16 protein-coding genes are annotated in these 23,477 nt (G+C 64.9%); 3 read left to right on the top strand and 13 right to left on the bottom strand.

The window, feature by feature from the left end; all coding sequences use genetic code 11:
- Positions 1–14: 14 nt before the first annotated feature.
- From F1002_RS10335 to F1002_RS10275, 13 genes are all read right to left on the bottom strand, one after another.
- Positions 15–1,607, bottom strand: a complete 1,593-nt coding sequence (locus F1002_RS10335; protein WP_223879537.1) for a glycerol-3-phosphate dehydrogenase/oxidase — start codon at positions 1,605–1,607, stop codon at positions 15–17.
- Positions 1,589–3,097, bottom strand: a complete 1,509-nt coding sequence (glpK, locus tag F1002_RS10330; protein ID WP_150428951.1) for a glycerol kinase GlpK — start codon at positions 3,095–3,097, stop codon at positions 1,589–1,591. The genes F1002_RS10335 and glpK overlap by 19 nt, the downstream gene beginning before the upstream one ends.
- Positions 3,098–3,188: 91 nt before the next feature.
- Positions 3,189–4,145, bottom strand: coding sequence for a peptide-methionine (R)-S-oxide reductase MsrB (gene msrB / locus F1002_RS21500; protein WP_370452149.1), 957 nt, complete (start codon positions 4,143–4,145; stop codon positions 3,189–3,191).
- Positions 4,146–4,156: 11 nt separating this feature from the next.
- Positions 4,157–5,641, bottom strand: a complete 1,485-nt coding sequence (locus F1002_RS10320; protein WP_150428950.1) for a YdiU family protein — start codon at positions 5,639–5,641, stop codon at positions 4,157–4,159.
- A gap of 125 nt (positions 5,642–5,766) precedes the next feature.
- Complete coding sequence (gene cueR, locus F1002_RS10315; protein ID WP_150428949.1) at positions 5,767–6,192, bottom strand: Cu(I)-responsive transcriptional regulator; 426 nt, start codon at positions 6,190–6,192, stop codon at positions 5,767–5,769.
- A complete protein-coding gene (locus F1002_RS10310; RefSeq protein WP_150428948.1) occupies positions 6,189–8,618 on the bottom strand; it encodes a heavy metal translocating P-type ATPase in 2,430 nt (809 codons plus the stop codon). Before F1002_RS10310 ends, cueR begins: the two co-directional genes overlap by 4 nt.
- 116 nt (positions 8,619–8,734) lie before the next feature.
- Positions 8,735–9,310, bottom strand: a complete 576-nt coding sequence (locus F1002_RS10305; protein WP_150428947.1) for an HD family hydrolase — start codon at positions 9,308–9,310, stop codon at positions 8,735–8,737.
- A gap of 45 nt (positions 9,311–9,355) precedes the next feature.
- Entirely contained in the window at positions 9,356–11,203 is a 1,848-nt protein-coding gene (locus F1002_RS10300; protein ID WP_150428946.1) for a hypothetical protein, read from the bottom strand.
- A gap of 19 nt (positions 11,204–11,222) precedes the next feature.
- A complete protein-coding gene (locus F1002_RS10295; RefSeq protein ID WP_150428945.1) occupies positions 11,223–13,451 on the bottom strand; it encodes a hypothetical protein in 2,229 nt (742 codons plus the stop codon).
- Between the two features lie 233 nt (positions 13,452–13,684).
- Positions 13,685–14,353 carry a DUF2894 domain-containing protein gene (locus tag F1002_RS10290; RefSeq protein ID WP_191090365.1) on the bottom strand — a complete coding sequence of 223 codons (669 nt, stop codon included), beginning with the start codon at positions 14,351–14,353 and terminating at the stop codon, positions 13,685–13,687.
- The gene (locus F1002_RS10285) at positions 14,346–14,990 is read right to left on the bottom strand and encodes an OmpA family protein (RefSeq protein WP_150428943.1); all 645 of its coding nucleotides are present in this window, start codon (positions 14,988–14,990) and stop codon (positions 14,346–14,348) included. Before F1002_RS10285 ends, F1002_RS10290 begins: the two co-directional genes overlap by 8 nt.
- 2 nt (positions 14,991–14,992) lie before the next feature.
- Complete coding sequence (locus F1002_RS10280) at positions 14,993–17,485, bottom strand: DUF802 domain-containing protein (protein ID WP_150428942.1); 2,493 nt, start codon at positions 17,483–17,485, stop codon at positions 14,993–14,995.
- A complete protein-coding gene (locus F1002_RS10275; RefSeq protein WP_150428941.1) occupies positions 17,482–18,240 on the bottom strand; it encodes a DUF3348 domain-containing protein in 759 nt (252 codons plus the stop codon). The genes F1002_RS10280 and F1002_RS10275 overlap by 4 nt, the downstream gene beginning before the upstream one ends.
- 241 nt (positions 18,241–18,481) lie before the next feature.
- Here F1002_RS10275 and F1002_RS10270 point away from each other — a divergent pair, with 241 nt between their 5' ends.
- The 3 genes from F1002_RS10270 to purL all read left to right on the top strand — a co-directional run bounded on the left by F1002_RS10270 (position 18,482) and on the right by purL (position 23,472).
- A complete protein-coding gene (locus F1002_RS10270; RefSeq protein ID WP_150428940.1) occupies positions 18,482–19,081 on the top strand; it encodes a DUF4202 domain-containing protein in 600 nt (199 codons plus the stop codon).
- 58 nt (positions 19,082–19,139) lie between these two features.
- The gene (locus tag F1002_RS10265; protein ID WP_150428939.1) at positions 19,140–19,415 is read left to right on the top strand and encodes a DUF2164 domain-containing protein; all 276 of its coding nucleotides are present in this window, start codon (positions 19,140–19,142) and stop codon (positions 19,413–19,415) included.
- Between the two features lie 127 nt (positions 19,416–19,542).
- Positions 19,543–23,472, top strand: a complete 3,930-nt coding sequence (gene purL, locus F1002_RS10260) for a phosphoribosylformylglycinamidine synthase (RefSeq protein ID WP_150428938.1) — start codon at positions 19,543–19,545, stop codon at positions 23,470–23,472.
- Positions 23,473–23,477: the final 5 nt, after the last annotated feature.

Below are 23,477 nucleotides of genomic sequence, written 5' to 3'. Positions count from 1 at the left end.
TGTCCCGGCGCGATTCAGCCTTGTTTGCCGGCTGCTACCTGAAAGCGTGCGGCGCTCCGGCAGGCGTCGGCGGTCATGGCCTCCAGCCGTTCGTCGGCGGGAGTCAATTCCTCGGCCAGTATGGCTGCCACCTTCCCGATACAGCTTTCGGCCGCTGCCGCGTCGAGGAAGAAAGCGCGTGTCCGGCGGGCCAGGATGTCGTCCACCGTTCGCGCCTGCTCGTAGCGGATGGCGAAACGAACCATGGCCTCGCTATACGGCAGCGCCGGGTGCAGCGGGCGATCATGGCCCGGCAGTTCGGGCAGGCACGCTGCTTCGCTACCGAGGACGCTGTCACATGGCTCGCTCGGGCAGCCGTGCAGCCTCAGGTCGCGGGTTTTGCAGGAAACCGGGGACAGACCGGCCAGCACGGCGGCACGGTCGATGACTTGCTCGCCCATCAGTCGGTAGGTGGTCCATTTGCCGCCGGCCACGGTGATCAGGCCGCTGTCGCTGACCAGGATCGCGTGTTCGCGCGACAGGGCGGCGGTGGTTTTGTGGTCGCTGTCGTGTTCCGGATGGATCAAGGGGCGCAGGCCGGCGAAGGCACTGCGGATGTCGGCACGGGTCGGCGCACGGGTCAGGATGCCGGCAGTCGTGCGCAGCAGGAAGTCGATTTCTTCCTCAAGCGGCTGCGGATCGTCGAGCCGTTTGAGGTCGGGGCGCGGCGTATCGGTGGTGCCGAGCAGCACCTTGCCTTGCCAGGGGATGGCGAACATGACGCGGCCGTCTTCCGTTTCCGGTATCAACAGGGCCTCGTTGCCGGGCAGGAAATCGGCGTCGACGACCAGATGGATGCCCTGGCTGGGGGTCAGCAGCGGTGCGCTGTCCGGGCGGTCGAGTCGGCGAATCCGGTCGCCATGGACACCGGTGGCGTTGATGACGACCTTGGCCTTTATCTCGAATTCTTCCCCGGTCTCGGCATCCCGGGCGAGCGCGCCGACGATGCGGCCGCCCGCCTTGAGGAGGCCGACAACCGGCAGGTAGTTGAGGCAGGTGGCGCCGTGGTCGACGGCGGTGCGCATCAGCGCGATGGCCAGGCGGGCATCGTCGAACTGAGCGTCCCAGTAGCGGATACCGCCGCACAGCCCATCCGGGTTCAAGCCGGGCAGGGCGGCAAGCAGCGCGGCCCGGTCCAGCCCGGTGGAAGCTGCCAGGCTGTGCGCGCCGGCCAGCCGGTCGTAGAGTTTGAGTCCGGTCCCGTAGAACAGGCGGTCGACTAGCTTCCTGGCGGGAATGATGAAGGCGAGCGGATGGACGAGATGCGGAGCGTTGGCCAGCAGATGGGTCCGTTCGTGCAGGGCGCTGCGGACCAGGCTGATGTCGCCCTGGCGCAGGTAGCGCACGCCGCCGTGAATCAGCTTGGTGCTGCACGAGGAAGTGCCGGAAGCGAAGTCGCGGGCTTCGAGGAGCAGCGTCCGGTAGCCGCGGGCGGCGGCATCGACGGCGGCACCGAGGCCGCTGGCACCACCGCCGATGATCAGCACATCCCAGGTGTCCTCGTCGAGCAGCGCGGAGAGGCTTTCGTGGCGGGCGGGTGGCACGAGTGTCATAGTGGAGTCGTCCATCTCAGCGCGCGTTCGACAGCGCGATGCCATTCGCCGAACAAGGCGGCGCGTCGCGTTTCGGGCATGTTCGGTGTGAAGCGCCGTTCGGCCTGCCACAGCGCCGCCAGTTCGGCTTCGTCCTGCCAGAAACCGACCGCCAGGCCGGCCAGGTAGGCGGCGCCGAGCGCGGTGGTTTCGGTGACGCGCGGGCGCACCACCGGCACGCCGAGCAGATCGGCCTGGAATTGCATCAGCAGGTCGTTGCGCGCCGCGCCGCCATCGACGCGCAATTCGCTCAGCGGATGACCGGCATCCTTTTCCATGGCGGCCAGCAGGTCGGCGCTCTGGAAGGCGATGGCTTCGAGCGCGGCGCGGGCAATGTGAGCCTTGGTCGAACCACGCGTCAGGCCGAACAGGGCACCGCGCGCCTGCGGGTCCCAATGCGGCGCGCCGAGGCCGGCATGGGCCGGAACGAGATAGACGCCGCCGTTGTCCGGCACGCTGGCAGCCAGCGCCTCGACTTCAGCCGAGCTGGAAATCAGCCCCAGCCCGTCGCGCAGCCATTGCACCGTGGCACCGCCCATGAACACGCTGCCTTCGAGCAGGTAGGTGGTTCGTTCCCGACGCTGCCAGCCGACCGTGCTCAACAGGCGATGGCGCGAGGTCATCGGCTGGTCGCCGGTGTTCATGAGCAGGAAGCAGCCGGTGCCGTAGGTATTCTTGGCCATGCCGTGTTCCAGGCAGGCCTGGCCGAAGGTGGCGGCCTGCTGGTCGCCGGCGATGCCGGCCAAGGGCACGGTACAGCCCAGCCATCGGGGATCCAGCGTGGCGATCGGCCCGCTGCTGTCGACGATGCGCGGCAGCAGCCGGGGTGGGATGTCGAGCAGGGCCAGCAGTTCGTCGTCCCAGCACCGGCGATGAATGTCGAACAACAGGGTACGCGCAGCGTTCGACGGATCGGTGACGTGCGCCTGGCCGCCGGACAGATGCCAGGCCAGCCAGCTATCGACGGTGCCGAAGGCCAGCTCACCGCGTTCGGCGCGGCTGCGGGCACCCGGAATGTGATCGAGCAGCCATTTCAGCTTGGTGCCGGAAAAGTAGGCGTCGAGCACCAGGCCCGTCCGTTTGGCAAACAGGGCGGCATGGCCGGCGGCGTTCAGTTCGTCGCAGATGGCGGCGGTGCGCCGATCCTGCCAGACGATGGCGCGGTGCAGCGGCTGGCCGGTGACGCGATCCCAGAGAACGGTCGTTTCGCGCTGGTTGGTGATGCCGACGGCGGCCAGTTGCTCCGGGCGGATAGCGTTGTCGCGCAACACGGCGCGCGCCACGGCCAGCTGCGATGCCCATATTTCGTCAGCGTCGTGCTCAACCCAGCCGGGTTGCGGATAGTGCTGGGTGATTTCCTGCTGGGCGATAGCGAGGATGTTTCCGCCGCGGTCGAACAGGATGGCACGACTGCTGGTCGTTCCCTGATCGAGGGCCAGGACGAAACGTTCCGTACCGCTGGGCATGGCAGGCTCCTGCTGGGGAAATGCCCCCAGTATAGCGCTGCCGGCCCGCGCTGATCGCGGGCAACTGGCGGTGTGGCGGCTTATCCGGCGATCAGCACTTGGTCAGCGAGAGGGCGTTGATGCAGTAGCGCAGGCCGCTCGGTGCCGGCCCATCGGGGAAAACGTGGCCGAGATGGGCATCGCAGACGTTGCAGGTGGTTTCGATGCGCGTCATGCCGTGGCTGGAATCATCATGATAGGCCACGACGTCGGGCGACAGGGCCTGGGTGAAGCTCGGCCAGCCGCTGCGACTGTCGAACTTGCTGCCGGCGTCGAACAACTCGGTGCCGCAGCAGACGCAGGCATAGCGGCCGGGTTCGAAGAGGGCGCACATGGCGGAACTGTGGGCGGGCTCGGTGCCTTTCTGCCGGGCGACGTAAAACTGCTCCGGCGTCAGGCGGGTACGCCACTCGGCCTCGCCGTGTTCGACGCGGCGCGGCGGCTCGGGATTGCCGTTGCGTGCCAGACGCAGCACTCCGGCCCAGGTCAGGGTACCGTCTGGCGTCAGGCCGGCGTATCGGCTTTCGGCATCGCGCAGGTAGTCGATCAGCCGGTCGGCGTCGACGTGGTAGTGATTGAAGAGGACCACGCCTTCGGGATCGATCAGGATGAACCACGGCGTCCCGCCGCTGCGGTAGCGTTGCATCAGTCGGGAACCGGCACGATCCGGGCCGGCATCGTGGCCGAAGGGGATGGGCAAGGCGTAGCGCTGCTGGTTGGCGAAGCCGCGCTCCGGCGTGTTGTGCTCGAATTCCTCGAAGACGGTCTGGATGGCGGCAAAACTGATGGTCGGCGAGCGGCGGAAAGCCTCGAAAAGCTTGATCAGGGTGGGAAAGCCGCTGCGGTGGCAGCCCGGGCAGTTGTCCTGGAAGCAGAAGATCAGCTTGTAGCGTCCGGGCATGTCCGCCAGTCCGTAGGCGGCCAGGGGTTGGCCGGCCGCATCGCGCCATGAATCGACGCCCGGTTCCGGCGCGAGTTGATGGGCGATGCCGTAGTCGTTGGTGGCCATGTCGTACTCCGTCAGGTTCCGCAGAAAGTCTGGTAGCAGGCCGTTACCTCGGCCGGGGCCGGTTCGGTATAGGCGATATCGTCGGCGCGCGATTCGAAAGGATTTTGCAGTACCGCCAGCAGTCGTTCGAAAGGCGCCAGGTTCATCCGGTCTACGGCCTCCGCCAGCGCCTCCTCGACGCGATGGTTGCGGGCGATGACCCAGGGATTGGCTCTTCGCATGGCCGTCAGCAAGGCATCGGCGCGATTCGGCTGGCGGGCCAGCCAGCGGGCGTGCCAGGCGCCGAATCCGGCCTCATTGCCGAACAGTGCCTGCAGCGGGAGCGGATTGCCGGCGGCAGCGTCGTACAGCGCACGGAAGGCGTTGGTGAAATCGAGCTTGCCCGCTTGTAGCAGCGAGAGGAAATCTTCCGCCAGTTGGCTGTCTTCGCTCGCCTGGCCCGACTCATCAAACCCGAGCTTGCTCCGCATGACGGCCAGCCAATGCACCGCGACCCGTTCCGGAAACGCCGTGAGCAGCGCCGTGGCGCGGGCCACCGCCTGGTCGCTGTCGGTATCGATCAGGGCCAGCAGCGATTCGGCCAGGCGCGCCAGGTTCCATTGCGCGATATCGGCCTGGTTGCCATAGGCGTAGCGGCCGTGCCGGTCGATGGAGCTGAAGACCGTCGCCGGGTCGTAAGCCTCCATGAAGGCGCAGGGACCGTAGTCGATGGTTTCGCCGGAGAGCGTCATGTTGTCGGTGTTCATCACGCCGTGGATGAAGCCGACGCCCAGCCAGCGGGCGATCAGCAGCGCCTGCCGTTCGGCGACGCCGGCCAGCAGGTCGAGGTAGGGCTGCGTGCTGGCAACCAGTTCCGGGTAATGGCGGGCAATGACGTAATCGGCCAGACGCTTGACCTGCTCCGGCCCCTGGTGGGCGGCAAAGTATTCGAACGTGCCGATCCGCACATGGCTGGCTGCTACCCGCGTCAGCACCGCGCCGGGCAGGGCGCGTTCGCGGCGCACCATGTCGCCGGTGGCGACCACGGCCAGCGAGCGCGTCGTCGGAATGCCCAGTGCGTGCATCGCTTCGCTGACGAGGTATTCGCGCAAAGCTGGCCCAAGCGCGCATTTGCCGTCGCCGTTGCGGGAAAACGGCGTCCGTCCGGAGCCCTTGAAAGCGATATCCTGCCGCCGGCCGTTGGCGTCGATCACCTCGCCCAGCAGCAAGGCCCGCCCGTCGCCCAATTGCGGCGAAAAGCCGCCGAACTGATGCCCGGCATAGGCCTGCGCGATCGGCTCGGCGCCTTCCATAGGGTAATTCCCCGCCAGCGCCTCGATGCCTTCCGGCGAAGCGAGCAGTGCGGGATCGGCACCCAGTTCGCAGGCCAGCGAGGTATTCAGGCGGATCAGGCTCGGCTTGCTGGCCGGTGTCGGTTTCCAGCGGACGTAGAAATTTTCCAGGTCGCGGACGTATGTGTTGTCGAAGGCAAAAAGACGGGGGGCTGGGGGAGGCATCGAAACGAAACAGGGGAGGTTGGAGGCGAAGTCAAACCGATGCCGGGTCGCCAAACCCGCCTGCGGTCGCCTTTTCGACGGCGGAGGCCGGGTTTGGTTCCCTTGGCACCGGCCGACCATGTCATTTATCGACCGCCATGTCCGGCCAGGCCGGCGCTACCGTTCTCTCCGGACAGGTTTTCCAGAATGGGGCAATCCGGGCGTTCGTCGCCGTGGCAACAGCTGACCAGATGGGACAAGGCATTCTTCATCGACTGGAGTTCTTCGAGTTTCCGGTCGAGGAATTCCAGGTGCCGCTTGGCAAGCGCCTTCACTTCCCGGCTGGGACGCGCCCGGTCCTGCCAGAGTCCCAGCAGGCCCTGGATTTCGCCAAGCGAGAACCCCAGGTCGCGCGAACGGCGGATGAACTGGAGGGTGCGCAGGTCCTTTTCGCCGTACTGGCGATAGCCTGCATCGGATCGGCCGGCCTGGGGCAGCAATCCGATCCCCTCATAGTGGCGAATCATCTTGGCCGAAACGCCTGAAGCCTTGGCTGCACTGCCGATATTCATTTCTCCGTCCTTTCCACGCCCGTCGTCGCGCTACCCCGCCAATGGCGCAGCAGCAATGCGTTGGCGACCACACTAACACTGCTCAGTGCCATTGCGGCACCGGCGACGACCGGATTCAGCATGCCCATGGCCGCCAGGGGGATTCCCGATACGTTATAGGCAAATGCCCAGAACAGGCCTTGCTTGATTTTGCGATAGGTACGACGGGATACGTCGAAAGCGTCGGCCACCAGGCGCGGATCGCCGCGCATCAATGTAATGCCCGCCGCCTCCATGGCCACATCGGTGCCGGTTGACATGCTCAGCCCGACATCGGCGGCGACCAGGCTGGGGGCATCGTTCAGGCCATCTCCGACCATCGCCACCACGTATCCCTGTTCGCGAATCGCCTGGATGACGTTCGACTTGTCGGCCGGCAGCAATTCGGCGCGAACCTCATCGATGCCGAGTTCGGCGCTCACCGCCCGGGCGCTTCCCTGATTGTCCCCGGTCAGCATGACGGTTTTTATTCCCAGCTGGCGCAGGCGGGCGACGGCCTGATAGGACGCCGGCTTGATCGTGTCGCCGAAGGCCAGAAGCCCCAACAATTCCGGGCCCGAGTCCGATTGGCGCAGCAGCCAGGAGATGGTCTTTCCTTCGCTTTCCAGCGCTGCGGCCACAGCTGCGAGCTTGCCTGGGGCAACGCCCTGTTCCTGCATCAGGCGGGCGCTGCCAAGAAGTATCAACGTCCCGTCCAGCCTGGCTTGCAACCCCCGACCTGGCAGCACCTTGGCCTCGCTGACTGCCGGCAATGCCATGCCGAGTTCGCGCACTTTCTCCATGACCGCGTGCGCCAGCGGATGATCGCTGGTTTGTTGAAGGGCGCCGGCGATCTGCAGGACCGTCTCTTTCGCGATGCCTTCGGCCGGTTCGAAGGCCACCAGCGCGGGCTTTCCTTCAGTGAGCGTGCCGGTCTTGTCGAAGGCGACGGCGGTCACCGAATGCGCCAGCTCAAGCGCTTCGACATCCTTGATGAGGATTCCCCGACGAGCGGCCACTCCGGTCCCGGCCATGATGGCGGTCGGGGTAGCCAGGCCCAGGGCGCACGGACAGGCGATGACGAGGACGGCGACGGCATTGATGAGCGCCTGCTCCCAGTTCCCCGAATACATCATCCAGCCGACGAAGGTGGCCACGGCAATCAACAGCACCGCCGGGACGAAGACTGCGCTGACGCGGTCCACGATGCGCTGAATCGGCGCCTTCGCCGCCTGGGCGGATTCGACCAGGCGAATGATGCGGGCCAGCGTCGTTTCCGTGCCGGTAGCCATGGTGCGGACATGGAGCAGCCCTTCGCCATTGATCGATCCCCCGGTGACCTTGTCCCCCGTATTTTTTGCGACGGGCAGGCTTTCGCCGGTAATGAGCGCTTCATCCACATGACTCTGTCCGTCCACGACTTCGCCATCGACCGCAATGCGTTCTCCCGGGCGGACCACGACCAGGTCACCGACCGTCAGCCGCTCAACCGGCGTCATCACCTCCTGGCCATCGACCAGCACCCGGGCGATGCTGGGGCGGAGCGCATTCAAGGCGCGAATGGCATCGGCCGTTTGCCGTTTGGCGCGTGCCTCCAGCCATTTACCCAGCAGAACCAGCGTGATGATGGCGGCAGAAGCCTCGAAATAGAGATGAAAAGCCCCCTCATGGCCGCGCTGCACGAGCAGGTAGAGCGATAGACCGTAGGCGGCGCTGGTGCCGAGCGCGACCAGCAAATCCATATTGCCCGCCCCGGCTTTGACGGCTTTCCAGGCCGCGCTGTAGAAGCGCCACCCCAGCCAGAATTGAACCGGGGTCGCCAAGGCGAGTTGCACCCAGCCGTCGAGCATCCAGTCGACACCGACGAGACCGAGCAGCATGGGGGCCATCAGCGGTAGCGTCAGCAAGGCGCTCAGGGCAATCGGCCACCATTCGGGAAGGCGATTGCGTGTCGTTTCCGCTCGTTGTTCCGCGACCGGATCTGCCGTGTAGCCGGCTTTGGCAACGGCTGCGGCGAGGAGGGAGAAGGTCACGCCCGAAAGTGCTTCGACCGCTGCCTTTTCCGTTGCGAGATTCACCGACGCGTTCAGCACGCCGGGGACTTTCAGCAAGGCCTTCTCGACCCGGCCGGCGCACGATGCGCAGCTCATGCCGCCGATTTGGAGAGCAATGCTTTGTGTCGCAACGCGGTACCCGGCTTCCCGAACGGCCTCCGTCAGCGCCTCGACGCGTACGCCTGGCGCTGTTTTCACCAGGGCCTCTTCGGTCGCAAGATTGACGCTGCTCTCCGTTACGCCATCAACGCGCAGAAGCGCCTTTTCGACACGAGCAACGCAGGAAGCGCAGCTCATCCCGCCAATACCGAGCCTGAGCTCAAGAGCCGTATCTGAATTCGAGGTAGAGGACATTTGCGTCTCCAAAGGATTGCCATGAACCCATGATGGAGCTTCCCATGGTGGGAAGGTCAAGCGACCTTGCGTAACTTTTTTTCAGAACGGATTTTCTGCAGGTCCGCGGCTGCTGGTCACCGCTTCCGATAATGCGCTTCGGCCATCTCGGCAGCGGCTGACCACAAGGCCGGAGCGCCCCGCTCGATTGGAGGCTGGCAGCGGGCCTTGATCTGTTCCAGCGTCACCGCGCACTCCACCCAGGAACCGCCGTCGGTGGCGGCGTTGTGCAGCATGGGCTGGAAGCGGTCGAGGGCCTTGGCGAACCGGGCGTCGTCGCTCCCGGCGGCTTCGAATTCGTGCCACAGGTCGCGGAACTCTTCGGCCTGAGCCTCCGGCAGCAGGCCGAAGAGGCGTTCGGCAGCCAGGCGCTCGCGTTCCGCCTGTCCGGCGTGCGTGGCGGGGATATGGAATGGAACGTCGCCGGCGTCGATCTCGACGATGTCGTGGATGAGCAGCATCTTGACGACGCGCAGGATGTCGATCGTGCCGGCCGCATGCTCGGCGAGCACCAGCGCATACATGGCGAGGTGCCAGGAGTGTTCGGCGCTGTTCTCGCGCCGTGAGCGGTCAATCAGCGGCGACAGGCGCACAACGGTCTTGAGACGGTCAATTTCGCGCAGGAAGGCGAGTTGCTTGTCGAGGTCGGGCATGGCGGTCGGTTCGTCGGGAAGAGGCCCGGCAAGTCTAACAGCCTCTTACGGCAGGAAGCGCCGGGGTAGCGGCTTGTAGAGCACTTCGACGGCGGCCGTGGACCATCCCTTGAAGACCTCGGCGAGGACCGCCTGGCGCAGCACGTATTCGCGCTGGGAGTGCGCTATGAACTTGGTCATCAGCTCGGCCAGTTCGGCCCGGTCGGCGGTGGCGAACATCTGGACGAATTGATAGCGGGAGAGGCCGCTGGTCCAGTCGAAGCTGTACAGCTTGCCGGAGAACCAGTCGTAGAGCACGCCATCGCATTTCATGCTGCCGATGGTGGCGGTCGCCGGGTCGGTATAGCCCAGCGCCTTGATCAGCTTGGCGAGGTCTTTTTCCTTCTCGACCCCGAACAGCGGCCACAGATCCTTGCGCGACTTGAGAAAATCGAGAATGGTGGTGTCCGCCACCTTCTGCATCTCGGCGGGGATCATCATCTCGGCGGCAATGCTCTTGATGCTCATCTCGCTCAGCGTCTTGTAGGTTTTCAGCTCCTTTTCCAGGGTGTCCAGCGTGAGCTTCATGTGATCGTGCAACCAGATGCCGAATTCCTTGCGCGAGATGACGACTTGCACGTCGGGATCGAACTCCAGCGCATCGATCAAGACCTGCCGCCAGTTGTCGAGAAAATCGGTCAAGAATTTTACCAAGCGCTCTACCTCGCTCAGACCGGCCCTGGTTAGCCGGCCCGCGCCGCGCGCTTTCTGGCCGAAGCTATTGAGGGTCTTGGTAATCTCCTCCACGGTCAGTTTGCCGGCACCGCGCACGCGGGCGAGAACCGTGGTGGTGCCCTCGACTTCGCCGAACAGGGCGAAGCTGCAAGGCACGTTGCCGGAAAGGGCCATCTCCGGCCCCATGTCGTTGAGGAAGAGGACCAGGTCGCCGAACTTGTTCACCGTTGCCACGGCGCCTTCTTGGAGAGCCTTGAGCAGCGCGGCGCTGTCGTCGAGGAAATTGAGCAGGCCGGAAAAACCGATCTCGACCGCCCGGTTGAGCGTGCTGCCCAGCTTGGCCAGCAATTCGAGCACCAGGCCGGCCACTTCCTTGCTGGCCCGCGCGCCGCGCACGAAAAGCCGAGCAAAGCGGCGGGCCGCCCGGTAGGTCATGCCGGGCAGCTTGGCGATGGCGCGAATGCCGGTGAACAGGAACCACAGGTCGCCGGCCAGCTTGCCGAGCATGAAGCCGGCCTTGTCGAAATCCAGGTCGTAGAGGGCGGCACTGAATTCGACATTCCATGCCTGCCAGGCGTCCTGGGCCATGGCGGCCAGCGATTCGATGGAAAGCTGGCGGATGCCGTCGATCAACTGACCGATCTTGCGCCGTGCCATGTCGAGGTTCTGGCAGGCTTCGACGGCGAAATCGAACAGTTCGTACAGCGTCTCCGCGATGGCCGCCCCGGAGTAGCCGAGGCCGAGCAGGAAGCCGCCGGTGAAACGCACCGGCGTCCAGGCCGAGAACTCGTGGTAGTACAGCACCTGTTCCCACAACACGCCATGATTGAGCAGGTAGCGCTTCAGGCCGTCGTCGTTGTTCGGCGTCGCCTGGTCGAAGAAGGCGTGAACGCAATCGAAGCGGGCCAGAATGGGGATGAGATCCTGCAGTTCATCGCCGCTCAGGTTGTAATACTCGAGGATGGTTACCAGGGAGCGGGAGAAGGCGCGTCCCTGCATGGAGAACAAAAAGCCCGATTCCATCGTCCGTAGTTGGTCGATGAGCACCGTGGCCGTCGCCAGCAGCTTTTCCGACGGCATGCGCCCGACGGCCTCGGCGACATCCGGCAAGGGCAGGGCCGGCAGCCATCGGCCGCCAGGGCTCTTGATCCGCGGGTCGGCAACAGAACCGTCGGCCACGGGCGGCTACCGGCTTCGCCTAGTCCGTCGGACGCGTGCCGACACCGATATGGACATCGACCGTCGGCGCCGTCGCGGCACCGATGACGGCGTCGCGCACCGACGTGGTCAGATCGCCTTCCGACGACTGGCTGGCGACGCGTGCCGTCATCAGCGCGTGGGCGTCGCTCATCGACTGGGCGCTGGTGTCGTCCATGGCCGTGGTCATCGCCTGCACCACTTCCAGATGGGTGCCGTCCGTGGGCAGCAGCTCGTCCCAATGGGCCAGGCAGATGTAGGGGCGGGTGGCGGTCGGGCAGGGCGTGCCGGCGACAACCTGAATCTCGCTGTTGCCGCCGAAATAGGTAGTGCGGGCGGTTTCCAATTCCTGAAGCACCTTCTTCACGGCGGCGGCCTTCAGCGGGTCCTTGACCGGGGTATGCACCCGCCGCTCAATGAGCAGGGCCATCGCCTGGGGCTCGAAGCCGGGGCGGATGGGCAGGAAAACCCGCATCCAGCTGGCGTTTTCGAAGGCATCGGGCGCTTTTTCGGGATTGCGTCGCTCCCGGTTGCTCCACCAGGACGGGTAATACTGAAAGGCCGTGGCCGAGAAATCAAAGACCTTGTTCCACATTTCGACCTCGAAGCCCTCGTCCCGTTCGCTGGGCGGGAAAAGCATGGCGATCAGCAACTGATAGGCCGCCGACACCGGATCGAAAGTTGCCATGTAGGCGGTGCGCCAGCGCGCCAGGGCGGTGCCGATGGCGGTTTCCCGTTCCGCCTTGAGGCGGGCCACTTCCTTGTCGTAGGTAGCCTTTTCTTCGTTCCACTTGGCCAGGTCGGCCAGGAAGGTGGCGCTGGCGGCCGAGGAATCGGCCACGAAGCCGGCGGTCAGGCTGCAATACAGATGGGCGCCGACACCGCCCCAATCGACGCCGGCATGGACGATCACGCGCAGGCCGGGACCGTTCTCGTCGACGTAGGGCTCGGCCAGCAGCACGCGGACTCCCGGCGCACCGCGACCGCCGAAGCCGGACCAGTTCACGGTCAGCGTGATGGCATCGGTATTGCCATCCCAGCGGTAGCCGGCGGCCGGTACCGGAATCTTGAATTCATAGTCGGCCCGCATGTCGCCCCAGGGTTGCCCCCAACTGCTCAGTTCGATGGAGGGCGTGGTCACCGTGCGTGCCGGGCCGACACCCGGATCGGTCGGCGTGGCGCGCAGGGTGGGCAGATCGAGGGTGATCTCCTGTTCCAGGCGCTGGCGCTCGGCGCGTTCCGCCTGATCGAGGACGACGCCGGGATCGGGAATGAAGGGCGCCCAGCACAGGCGGACGCCGAAACGCTCGTGGGAGACATCCAGCTTCTGCAGCAGCTTGAAATAAACCAGATCGACCGGCGTGTACGGATTGGGATTGCGCAGAATCCGCTTGTTCCCGGCTTCATAGCGGCTGGTTTCCGCCACTTTCATGGTGATCTTGTGCTGGGCGCGGCGGCGTGCCGCCAGCTTTTCCGTCTTGGTCATCACGTTGCGCACCGTTTCTCCCTGGCTGGAGGAGAGGGCGTTGTTGACGGAATCCGTATAGCCGGCACTGATGTTCAGATTGACGTAATAGGAGACCCCGAGGGTGCCGCCGATATTGGTGCTGCGGTTGTGGGTGTCGCTCTGGGTCTGGTTGAGGGCTTCGGACAATTCGGTGGTCAGGCTGCTGCCCAGTTCCGTATTTACTTCCTCTTCCGTGTCGTTGATGTCCTCGAAGGTGACTGTCTTCTCGGAAAATGTTTTCTGCTCGATGGTCACTTCCTCGCCCGGTGCCAGGCTCAGCGACAGAATCTGCTCGCCGAGGGCGAAACCCTTGGGACGGAAGCGGGTACGTTCAAGCAGGATGACGCCGAAATCGGAAGCCTTGCCCGCCAGCTCGACGTCGTCCCCCGGCCGGCCCGTACCCCAGCCCATGCCGCCGGGGTTGCCGTTGTTGCCGGTCGGCGTAACCGTGGTGCCCGGACCCTGCTTGGGTGGCTTCGGCGGCTTGGGCGGCCGTCCGGGGCCGACTTTGAGGTCGCCAGTGCTCAGTGCCTTGGCGGCCGCCTTCTCCATCTCCTGACGCATGTCGCGCATGGCCGTCGATACCACGCTGACCACCGGATTTCCGTTGGCGTCGCGGATGATGAAAGGGACAAAACGATTCTGGTAGGCGAAACGATCGGCCGGCAGCGGGGTCAGGTCGAGATCGGCCAGGGCGGGGCCCACGGTTTTTCTGGTCTGCATCGATAACTCCGGAAAACGTCGTTGGAAGAAAGAAAACCAATTACGTCAGCAACTGAAGCGCGAACTGCGACCAGGTACCCAAGTACTTCCTTGGGTCGTGCAGGCGAGGCGGAACTGTCCGGCCGGCGCCCGTGCCCCGGCTATAAAATCGGATGCGAAAGCCATTTAATCACCGTCTCGATCAAATGACAACGGGGCAGGCATACCGGGGTGCGGCGCCTCCCCGAGGTAGCCTAACTCGCTTGCCGCTTGCCTGTATTCCGTTTCGCCGGGCGCGGTTTCCGGTCGCCTTCGCTTCTCGGCATCGGGCGCATCGGGTCGGCATGCTCCAGCCAGATCAGGGTGTCGACATAGGACATGAAGCCCTGCAGGTAGTCCGGCGCTACGTCACGCATGACTTGCAGGCTGCGCAACACGAGGTGCTGGGAATTCATCGGGCCGGCATTTTCCGGGGCCTGGGCCAGCGTCTGGGTCAGTTGTTGCTCGGCACTGAGCTTGGACCAGGTGTTGCGGAAATAGGCCACGGACTTGAGCTCCGGCGCCCGCGGGGCGCGGGGCCTGGCGTGTCGTTGGGTATTTGGCGGAGGCGTTGCCGAATGGGGCGTTGTCGGCTGTTCATGGGCATGCTGGCCGATATAGGCGAGCAGTTCGGCCAGGGGGCTGGTGGTGGCCTTGTCGACGGGTGTCTCGACGGACGGGCCGGGTATGGCTGCCAGTTGGTCGGCGGCGGTGTTGATGCGGGCCAGCAGGGCTCGGCGAACAGCCTCGGGTTGCGTGGCCGCCCGGCGTTCGAGCGATTCGATATAGGCAAACCGTACCGGCTCGCGACGATCGGCACCGCTGGCGCGCAGGGCGTCCAGGCGGGCTTGCGGATCGCTGGCGCTGCCCGTCGTGTCAGCCATTGCCTTCCTTGACCGTCTTGCTGCTCTTGGGAACCGGGGCCATTTCGACGCGGCGGTTACGGGCGCGCCCTTCGGCATCGGCGTTGGAGGCCACCGGCTGTTGCGCGCCGAATGCAGCGGCAAAGACGGCGTCGGACGGCACCCCGTCGTCGATCAGGGTCCGAGTGACGGTGAGGGCGCGTTGCGCGGACAGTTCCCAGTTGTCGGTAAATTTGCTGTTGCTGCCACGTACCGGCATGTCGTCCGTGAAGCCGCTGACCATCAGCATCTGCTCGCCAACCGACAGGTAGGCGGCGATGGGCTGGGCGAGGCTCTTCAGGAGTTGTTTGCCATCCGGCTGCAACTGGTCGGAATTGAGCGCGAACAGGACGTTGCCGCTGATGCCGATCTTGCCGTTGTTGAGCGTGACGCGGCCTGAGGCGAGCGGGCCGGCGAGGGCCTTTTCGAGCGCCATGCGGCGCGCTTCTTCCTGCTGGCGTTTCTGGATTTCGGCTTCCAGGCTGCTCACCAGTTCAAGTTGTACGCCGAGCACGCCGACGAGGATCAGCACGAAGGCGCCGAGCAGGCCGGACATCAGGTCACCGAAGACGGCCCAGATCGGGGTGTCGTGTTCGACGCCGGCGTCGATCTGTTCCATGCTCAGGCCTCGACCGGTTTGTCAGACAGGCTGGCGACGCGTTGCAGGTCGTCCACCATCTTTTTCTGCGACAGGATGCTGAGGTCGATCAGTTCGCGCGCCTGGGCGACGTAGTAGGCGAGCTGTTCGTCGCTGCGGGTGAGGGCCTTGGCGAGGCCGCCTTCGATGCGCTGCAGCGCGCCCATCATCTTGTCGTTGGCCTCGGTGAACAGCTGGACGGCGGTACCGAAAGCCTCGCCGAGGCTGGCCACCTCGATGGCGCTGCCGGCGACGCTGGCTCCGGCTTCGACCAGCTTGCCGGCTTCGCTATCGACCTTGCTGGCGAACTGGCCGCTGACACGTTCGAGCAGTTCGGACGACGAGGCGACCAAGGCGTCGATGGCGCTGCGCTGTTCGGTCGACGCGTGGTTGATGGCATCGAGCAAGGCAGCCAGCGTTTCCATGATGCGGCTGCGTTCTTCGAGCAGGCTGTTGTCGCGGGCGATGCTGGCGGAGAGTTCGTGGCGCAACTGGCCGATGACCTCGGCGGCGGCCTTCGGCGCCTCGGCAGCGGTCTGCATCAGGCGGGTGACTTCGTCGATGGTCGTCCGGGCCTGGGCCTGCGTGGTGGCAACGACATCGCGGGCGGTGTCGGCGAGGCTGCGGGTGATCTGTTCCTGCTGCGCCAGTGTCGCTGCACCGGAGCTCTGCCACTGGCTCTCCAGGCGACCGGCCAGCGTTTGCAGGGCATCGGTGTAGGCGCGCTGGCGGTCGGCTTCGCCGGCATTCCATTCGCTTTGCCACGCCGCCTGCTGGGCGCGCAGTTCGGCGAACAGGCCGGCACTGCGTTCGGCGAAGGTATCGACCAGGCTGGTCTGTGTCTTGTCGAGCGCCGTCGTCAGGCGTTCGCTGGCCTGTTCGTGGCTGGCCAGGGCGCGCGTCCAGGTTTCGGATACCGTACCGACGGCGCCGTCGAAACGCTGGGCCAGGCCATCGAGCTGGGTGGCGACCTGTTGCGTCAGGTTGCTTTGCTCGGCGCGGGTGGCTGCGGCCAGTTCGGCATGGACCGCCGTGATCTCGCTGCGGATGGTCGCCTGGTTGCTGTCGACCGCCGCCAGCAGGGCATGGGCCCGCTCGGCAAAGGTGTCGGCAAAGGCAGTGAGTGCCGTTTGCAGGTTGCGATGCAGCACGTCGCTGGCTTGGCCTTGCTGGTCGACGGCCTTGTCCCAGGTAGCGGAGACCTGACCGACAGCCTCGTCGAAGCGCCTGGCGACGCCGTCGAGCTGGCGGGTGACGGTGTCGGCCAGTTGTAGATGGGTATCGCGGGTGGCGGCGATCAGCGCCGCATTGCGCTGTTCAGCATCGCCTTGCAGGCTGGCGTGCAAGCCTTCGACCGAGGCCAGCAAGGTCCCCGAACGCTGCTCGAAGCTGTCGGAGTAGCCCTGTAGCGCTGACTGCAGGTTGTGGTGCTGGGTTTCGGTGGCTTGCTCCTGGCGGGCAACAGCCTGCGTCCAGGTATCGCCGACGGTGCCAAGGGTTTCCGCAAAGCGGCCGGCAACGTCGTCGAGGCGAGTCTGCACGGAGCCGAACAGCTTGTCGTGGAGGTCGCGCGTCTGGCCGGCGATGCCTTCCATGGTCGCGGTGACGACTGGCTGAATGGTTTTGGCGGCGACGGTGGCGCTGTCTTTCAGGCTGGCCTTGAGGGACTGGTCCACGGATTGGGCGAGGTCGGTATAGAGGGCCTTGGCTTCGGCGTGGAACTGTTGCTGCCCGGCGAGCAGATTGGCGCCGAGTTCCCGGTTCTGTTCGGCCATCTGGCCCATCATCGCCTGCAGCGTGGTGACCAGATCGGGCAGAGCCTGCGATTGGGCCTGCAAGGCCTTGAAGGTTTCCTGGCGCTGGTGGGTCAGCGAAAAGTCGCGCAGGGCGCTGGCGATCTTGCTGTCGAGCAGTTGGCCGATACGCAGGCGGTCGCGGCGGCAGAGGGCCGACATCAGACCGAGCATGGCCGAGGTGGCGACGCCGGCTACCGAGGTGCCGAAGGCAACGCCGAGGCCCTTGACCGGCGCGGCCAGCGCGGCGCGGATGGTCTGCAGGTCGGTGGTGCTTTCCAGCGCCAGCACGGCGCCGTTGAGCGTGACGACCATGCCGAGGAAGGTGCCGAGCATGCCGAGCAGCACCAGCAGGCCGACCAGATAGGGCGTCAGGCCGGGGCCGGGCAGGGCGGCACGCTCGCCTTCGATGCGCAGGCGGACGGTGTTCTGCAGCGGTGCTGGCACCTGTTGCAGCCATTCGCCGAGGTGGGCCAGGTCGTCCGGAATGGCGCGCAGGGCCTTGGCCAGGCCGTCGGTGTTGCCGTGAAAGCGGCGCAACTCCATGGCGCCGGCGATATAGACGGCGGTGATGACCAGTGTGACGACCAGGGCCAGATGGCTGCCGCCGATGTAGCTGGAGGCGACCCAGAGTGCGGCAAGCAGGCCGAGGATGAAGGCTGAGATACAGAAATTGCGGTTCATGGCGTGGTGTTGTCTTCCTGGCCAAGGGCGGCGATCAGTCCGGCGGCCGGTTTCAGGCGCAAATCGAGTTCGGCCAGCAGCATGGCCTGGGTGTCCTGGCAAAAGGCTTCGAGCCAGCTTCCCGGTTGTGTCCAAAGCGCCGGGTCATCTTGGGCAGTGGCCGGCAAGCTTGCCTGGTGCTCCTGGTAGCGCTGGGCGAAGCGTCGGGCGAGCAGAATCGGAATGTTGCCGAGCAGGTTGCGCTCGCGAACGATCAGTATTTTATCGAAATTCGCATCCAGTTCAGCCAGTTGGCGATGCGCCGGTGAACGGGCGGCGAGAGCCTTCCTGGCGTTGCTCCGCAAGGCGGAAATGGCACTCGCCATGTCGCGCTGGTGGGCCAGGTAGTAACGATGGTAGGGAGCAAAATCGGCGGCTTCCTTGGCGGTGGCTTGCGGCAAAGGGGTCGGGAAGCGAACCCGGGCGGTTCCTTCGCTGAACACCCCATCGTTCTGGATCGAGCTGCTCAAGTTTTCACGAACGCGAGTCAGTTGCGCCGCTAGCGGGTTGGCATGCGCGCCGGTTGCCGGCATCGTCGTTTTTGCGGCGTCGGCATTGAGCGCCGAAAAAAGGGCGAGGGCATCCGCGAAATCAAGCCACTGGCCCAGTCGCTCGCCAAAATCGTATTTGGGATCAACGGGTTCCGGGGTGATTTCGGAGAGGAGCCGGACCAGGCCGGATCGGTTGAAGGTGGTGCGCTGTAATCCTGGCGTCATGGCCGAGGGGGATGCCGTACTCGAAAAAGGCCGCAAGGCTACACCAAACTTGTGTCATGGTCAGCGCTTTGTCCAAAGCCAGGTGGCAACGGTGCTTCGGGAGGCGTGGGCGGAAGAAGGCCGCGAATCGGTGCGTTCGACCGCCTGCGTATCGTCCGGTAATTGCCTGCGCCTCGTGGCGCGGCTACCCTTGCGCCTGTTATATCCAATATCCACGCCACGAACGATCCCGGAAAACCGAATGACCACCAGCCACGAACGCTTCACCCTCTGCATCGCCCTGTTCGATGCTGCCAATGCCGAAGACCCCAATCAGGAGGATGGTCTGCCCAAAGAGTTGCTGTACGCCCGGCGCATGACTGACATGATCGGCCGGTTCGCTCCGCAGGCCGGCGAAGTCGCACAATTGGCCGTGCGCGCCCAGCACATCCGGCGGTGGACGGTGCCGCGCAGCAACTATCCGCTTGGCAAGCCGGGCTACTTCGCTTGGCGAACCGGGCTTTATCGCTTTCATGCGGAAACGGCCGGCGAATTGATGCGCCAGGCCGGCTACGACGAGGCGATCATCGCTCAGGTCATGGCAGCCGTGGGCAAGGAGGGGATCAAGACCAATCCCGATACGCAGTTGCTGGAGGATGTTTCCAGCCTCGTTTTCATTGAGCACTACATGCAGGGTTTCGCCGGTCAGCATGCCGACTACAGCGAAGACAAGTGGCTCGGCATCATTCGCAAGACATGGAAGAAAATGTCCGAAGCGGCGCGTGCTTTTGCGACCAGTGGTGGTATCAAGTTGCCGGAGGCCTTGCTGCCACTGATCACGAAGGCGCTGGCCGACGCATGAAACAACGACGTGCCCCGCGATCTTTTTCCCCAAAGACCTTTGTCGGGAGCCGGCGGCTATGACCATTGAAATTTCCAACGACGCCAGCAAGGCTGCCGTTGCATCGATTCAGCGTTATTTTTCCGAAAACCTCGACGAGGAAATCGGCAATCTGGCGGCGGGAGCACTCCTCAGCTTCTTTCTCAAGGAAATCGGGCCGGTCGTCTACAACCAGGCCGTAGCCGATGCTCAGGCCCGCTTGCAGGTACGGGTTGCCGAGCTGGATGCCGAGGTCTATGAAGAGCCCTTTGCTTATTGGAGTAAGCAAGGAAAAGTTGGCGGGCAACGGCGGTGAGCTGACATTCAGCGACTTGATAAGTCGCCGTCCAGGGCGGAGGGGCGCCCAGGATTTGCCAAAACCCGGGAGCACCCCGCCTCAGGTATAATGCCGGCCTTCCCGCCTAACCCGATTTCACCTCTCCATGGCCGATATTCTTTGCCTCAAGGGCGACAACGCTCTTTCCGCTTTTCGCCTGCAACGCCTGCAAGCCCGCCTGACTGCCGCCGTCTCCGATATCGAGTCGGTAGCGGCCGACTACTGGCATGTCACCGCGCTGCGCCGGGCGCTGAACGCCGACGAGCGTTCCAAGCTGGCGCAACTGCTGGAGGAAAAGCCGGCTGGCGAGGACAAGGGCGAACTGTTCCTGGTGACGCCGCGCATCGGCACCATCTCACCGTGGTCCTCCAAGGCGACCGATATCGCCTGGAACTGTGACCTTGACGCTATCGAGCGCATCGAGCGCGTGATCGCCTACCACGTCGTGGTACGCGGCGGCCGCGCCTTGGCTGCGGATGAAAAGAAGACGGTTGCGGCCCTGTTGCACGACCGCATGACCGATTCGGTGCTGGCCGGCTTTGCCGATGCCGGTGAGCTGTTCCGCCATTTTGAGCCGAAGCCGCTGAATACTGTCGACGTGCTGGCCGGCGGCAAGGCTGCGCTGGTCGAGGCTAACAGCACGCTGGGCCTAGCGCTGTCGGATGACGAAATCGATTACCTGCTTGACATCTTCACGACGGCGAAGCGTAACCCGACCGACGTCGAACTCATGATGTTCGCCCAGGCCAACTCCGAGCACTGCCGCCACAAGATCTTCAACGCCTCGTGGGTGATCGACGGAGAGAAGAAGGACAAGACGCTGTTCGGCATGATCCGCGAAACACATGCAGCCGCACCGCAGGGCACGATCATGGCCTACGCTGACAACGCCTCTATCATCGAAGGCGCGACCATCCAGCGGTTCTACCCGGATGCCGATCGCGGCTACAGCTACAAGGAAGAGCTGACCCATATCCTGACCAAGGTCGAGACGCACAACCACCCGACGGCGATTTCCCCGTTCCCGGGCGCCTCGACTGGTTCCGGCGGCGAAATCCGCGACGAAGGCGCCACTGGCAAGGGCTCCAAGCCGAAGGCCGGCCTCTGCGGCTTCTCGGTCTCCAATCTGAATCTGCCCGACGCGCCGCAACCGTGGGAACACGCCTACGGCCGCCCGTCGCGCATCGCTTCGGCGCTCGACATCATGCTCGAAGGCCCGATCGGTGCCGCCGCCTTCAACAACGAATTTGGCCGTCCGAACCTGACCGGCTATTTCCGTACCTACGAACAGGACGTGGACGGCGTGGTCCGTGGCTACCACAAGCCGATCATGATCGCCGGCGGCCTGGGCTCCATCCAGGCTGAGCAGTCGTTCAAGGAAGAGACTTTCCCGGTCGGCACCAAGTTCGTGCAACTGGGTGGCCCCGGCATGCTGATCGGCCTCGGTGGTGGCGCCGCCTCGTCGATGACGGCTGGTGTCAATGCCGAAGACCTCGATTTCGCCTCGGTGCAGCGCGGCAACCCGGAAATCCAGCGCCGTGCACAGGAAGTCATCGACCGCTGCTGGCAGATGGGCGCCAACAACCCGATCCTGTCGGTGCACGACGTCGGCGCCGGCGGCGTCTCCAACGCCTTGCCGGAACTGGCCCATTCGGGTGGTGTCGGCGCCGTGTTCGACCTGCGCAAGGTGCCGACCGAAGAGCCGGGCATGTCGCCGGCCGAAATCTGGTCCAACGAATCGCAGGAACGCTACGTGCTGGCCATTCCGGCCGGCCGCATCGCCGAATTCCAGGCCATGTGCGAACGCGAGCGCTGCCCCTTCGCCGTGGTCGGCGAAGCGACCGGCGACGGCCACTTGACCGTGACCGATGCCCATTTCGGCGTCAATCCGGTCGATATGGAAATGGAAGCGCTGCTCGGCAAGCCGCCGCGCATGACCCGCGACGTGACGCACCAGCCGGAAACCTTCGTTTCCTTCGACGCCACCGCCATCGAGCTGAAGGATGCCGCCTATCGCCTGATGCGTCTGCCGACCATCGCCGACAAGACCTTCCTGATCTCCATCGGCGACCGCTCGGTCGGCGGCATGACCGCCCGCGACCAGATGGTCGGCCCGTGGCAGGTGCCGGTGGCCGACGTTGCCGTGACCACAATGGGTTACCAGGGTTATCTGGGCGAAGCTTTCGCCATGGGCGAGCGCACCCCGCTCGCCGTCTTCGACGCCCCGGCCTCCGGCCGCATGGCCATCGGTGAAGCGTTGACCAACCTGGCGGCTGCCGACATCGGCGAACTGGGCAAGGTCAAGCTGTCGGCCAACTGGATGGCGCCTTGCGGCGTCGCTGGCGAAGATGCCCGCCTGTTCGACACCGTCGAGGCGGTGTCCGATCTGTGCAAGGCCATCGGCGTCTCGATCCCGGTCGGCAAGGATTCGCTGTCGATGCGTACCGCTTGGGAAGAGGGCGGCGAGAAGAAACAGGTGGTGTCGCCCCTGTCGCTGATCGTCACTTCCTTTGCCGCCGTCGACGATGTGCGTAAGACCAAGACCCCGCAACTGGCTGTCGACCAGGGCGAAACCGAACTGCTGCTGCTCGATCTCGGCCAGAACCGCTTGGGCGGCTCGGCCCTGGCCCAGGTTTATAACGCCACCGGCAGCGATGCGCCGGACGTCGACGATCCGGCCAAGCTGAAGGGCCTGTTCGATGCCGTGCAGAAGCTGAACCGCGAAGGCATGCTGCTCGCCTATCACGACCGTTCCGATGGCGGCCTGTTCGTCGCCGCCTGCGAAATGGCCTTCGCCAGCCGTCGCGGCGTGTCGCTCGACCTCGATGGCCTCTGTTTCGACGCCGCAGCGCTCGACATCGACGGCGCCGAGAAGCGCCCGGACCTGCTGGCCGGCCGCGACTTCGAGCACATCGTCCGCGCCCTGTTCAACGAGGAGCTCGGTGCGCTGATCCAGATTCGCCGTGAAGACCGTGAGAAGGTCACGCCGATTCTGCGTGCCTGCGGCGTTCCGTATCACTTCGTCGGTACCCTGAACGAGTGGGACGAAATCCGTGTTACCCGCAACGCCAAGCGCGTGCTGCGCGAGAAGCGCGTCGACCTGCAGCGTGCCTGGTCCGAGACCAGCTACCAGATGCAGGCCATGCGCGACAACCCGAGCTGCGCCCAGCAGGAATTCGACCGCATCCTCGATACCAGCGATCCGGGCCTGACGCCGAAGATCACCTTCGATCCGCAGGACGACTTCACCCAGGTCTACGCCGCCGTCAGCGGTCGCCCGCGTGTCGCCATCCTGCGCGAGCAGGGCGTCAACAGCCATTATGAAATGGCCGCCGCCTTCGACCGTGCCGGCTTCCAGTCGGTCGACGTGCATATGAGCGACATCCTCGCCGGCCGCGTCAGCCTCAAGGACTTCAAGGGCCTGGTTGCCTGCGGCGGTTTCTCCTACGGCGACGTGCTCGGCGCCGGCCAGGGCTGGGCCAAGACCATCCTGATGCACGACGGCTGCCGCGATGAGTTCGCTGCCTTCTTCAACCGTCCGGATACCTTCGCACTGGGCGTTTGCAACGGTTGCCAGATGATGAGCGCGCTCAAGTCCATCATCCCGGGCGCCGAACACTGGCCGGCCTTCCGCCGCAACAAGGTCGAACAGTTCGAGGCCCGCTTCGTGATGACCGAGATCCTGGAGTCGCCGTCCATCTTCTTCCGTGGCATGGAAGGCTCGCAGGTGCCCATCGTTGTCTCGCACGGCGAGGGCAGGGTGGTCTTCGACAATGCCGACGACCAGGGCAAGGTGCTGTCCGCCGTACGCTATGTCGACAACAAGGGCGAACCGACCGAAGTCTATCCGTACAATCCGAACGGTTCGCCGGGCGGCCTGACGGCGGTGACCACGGCCGACGGCCGCTTCACCATCATGATGCCGCACCCGGAACGCGTTTTCCGCACGGTGCAGATGTCCTGGCACCCGGAAAACTGGGGCGAGGATTCGCCGTGGATGCGCATGTTCCGCAACGCCCGACGCTGGGTGGGCTAAGCGAA

It is taken from the genome of Dechloromonas sp. CZR5 (assembly GCF_008711155.1).
Lineage (GTDB): Bacteria > Pseudomonadota > Gammaproteobacteria > Burkholderiales > Rhodocyclaceae > Azonexus.
This window is presented reverse-complemented; position numbering and strand designations above follow the sequence as displayed.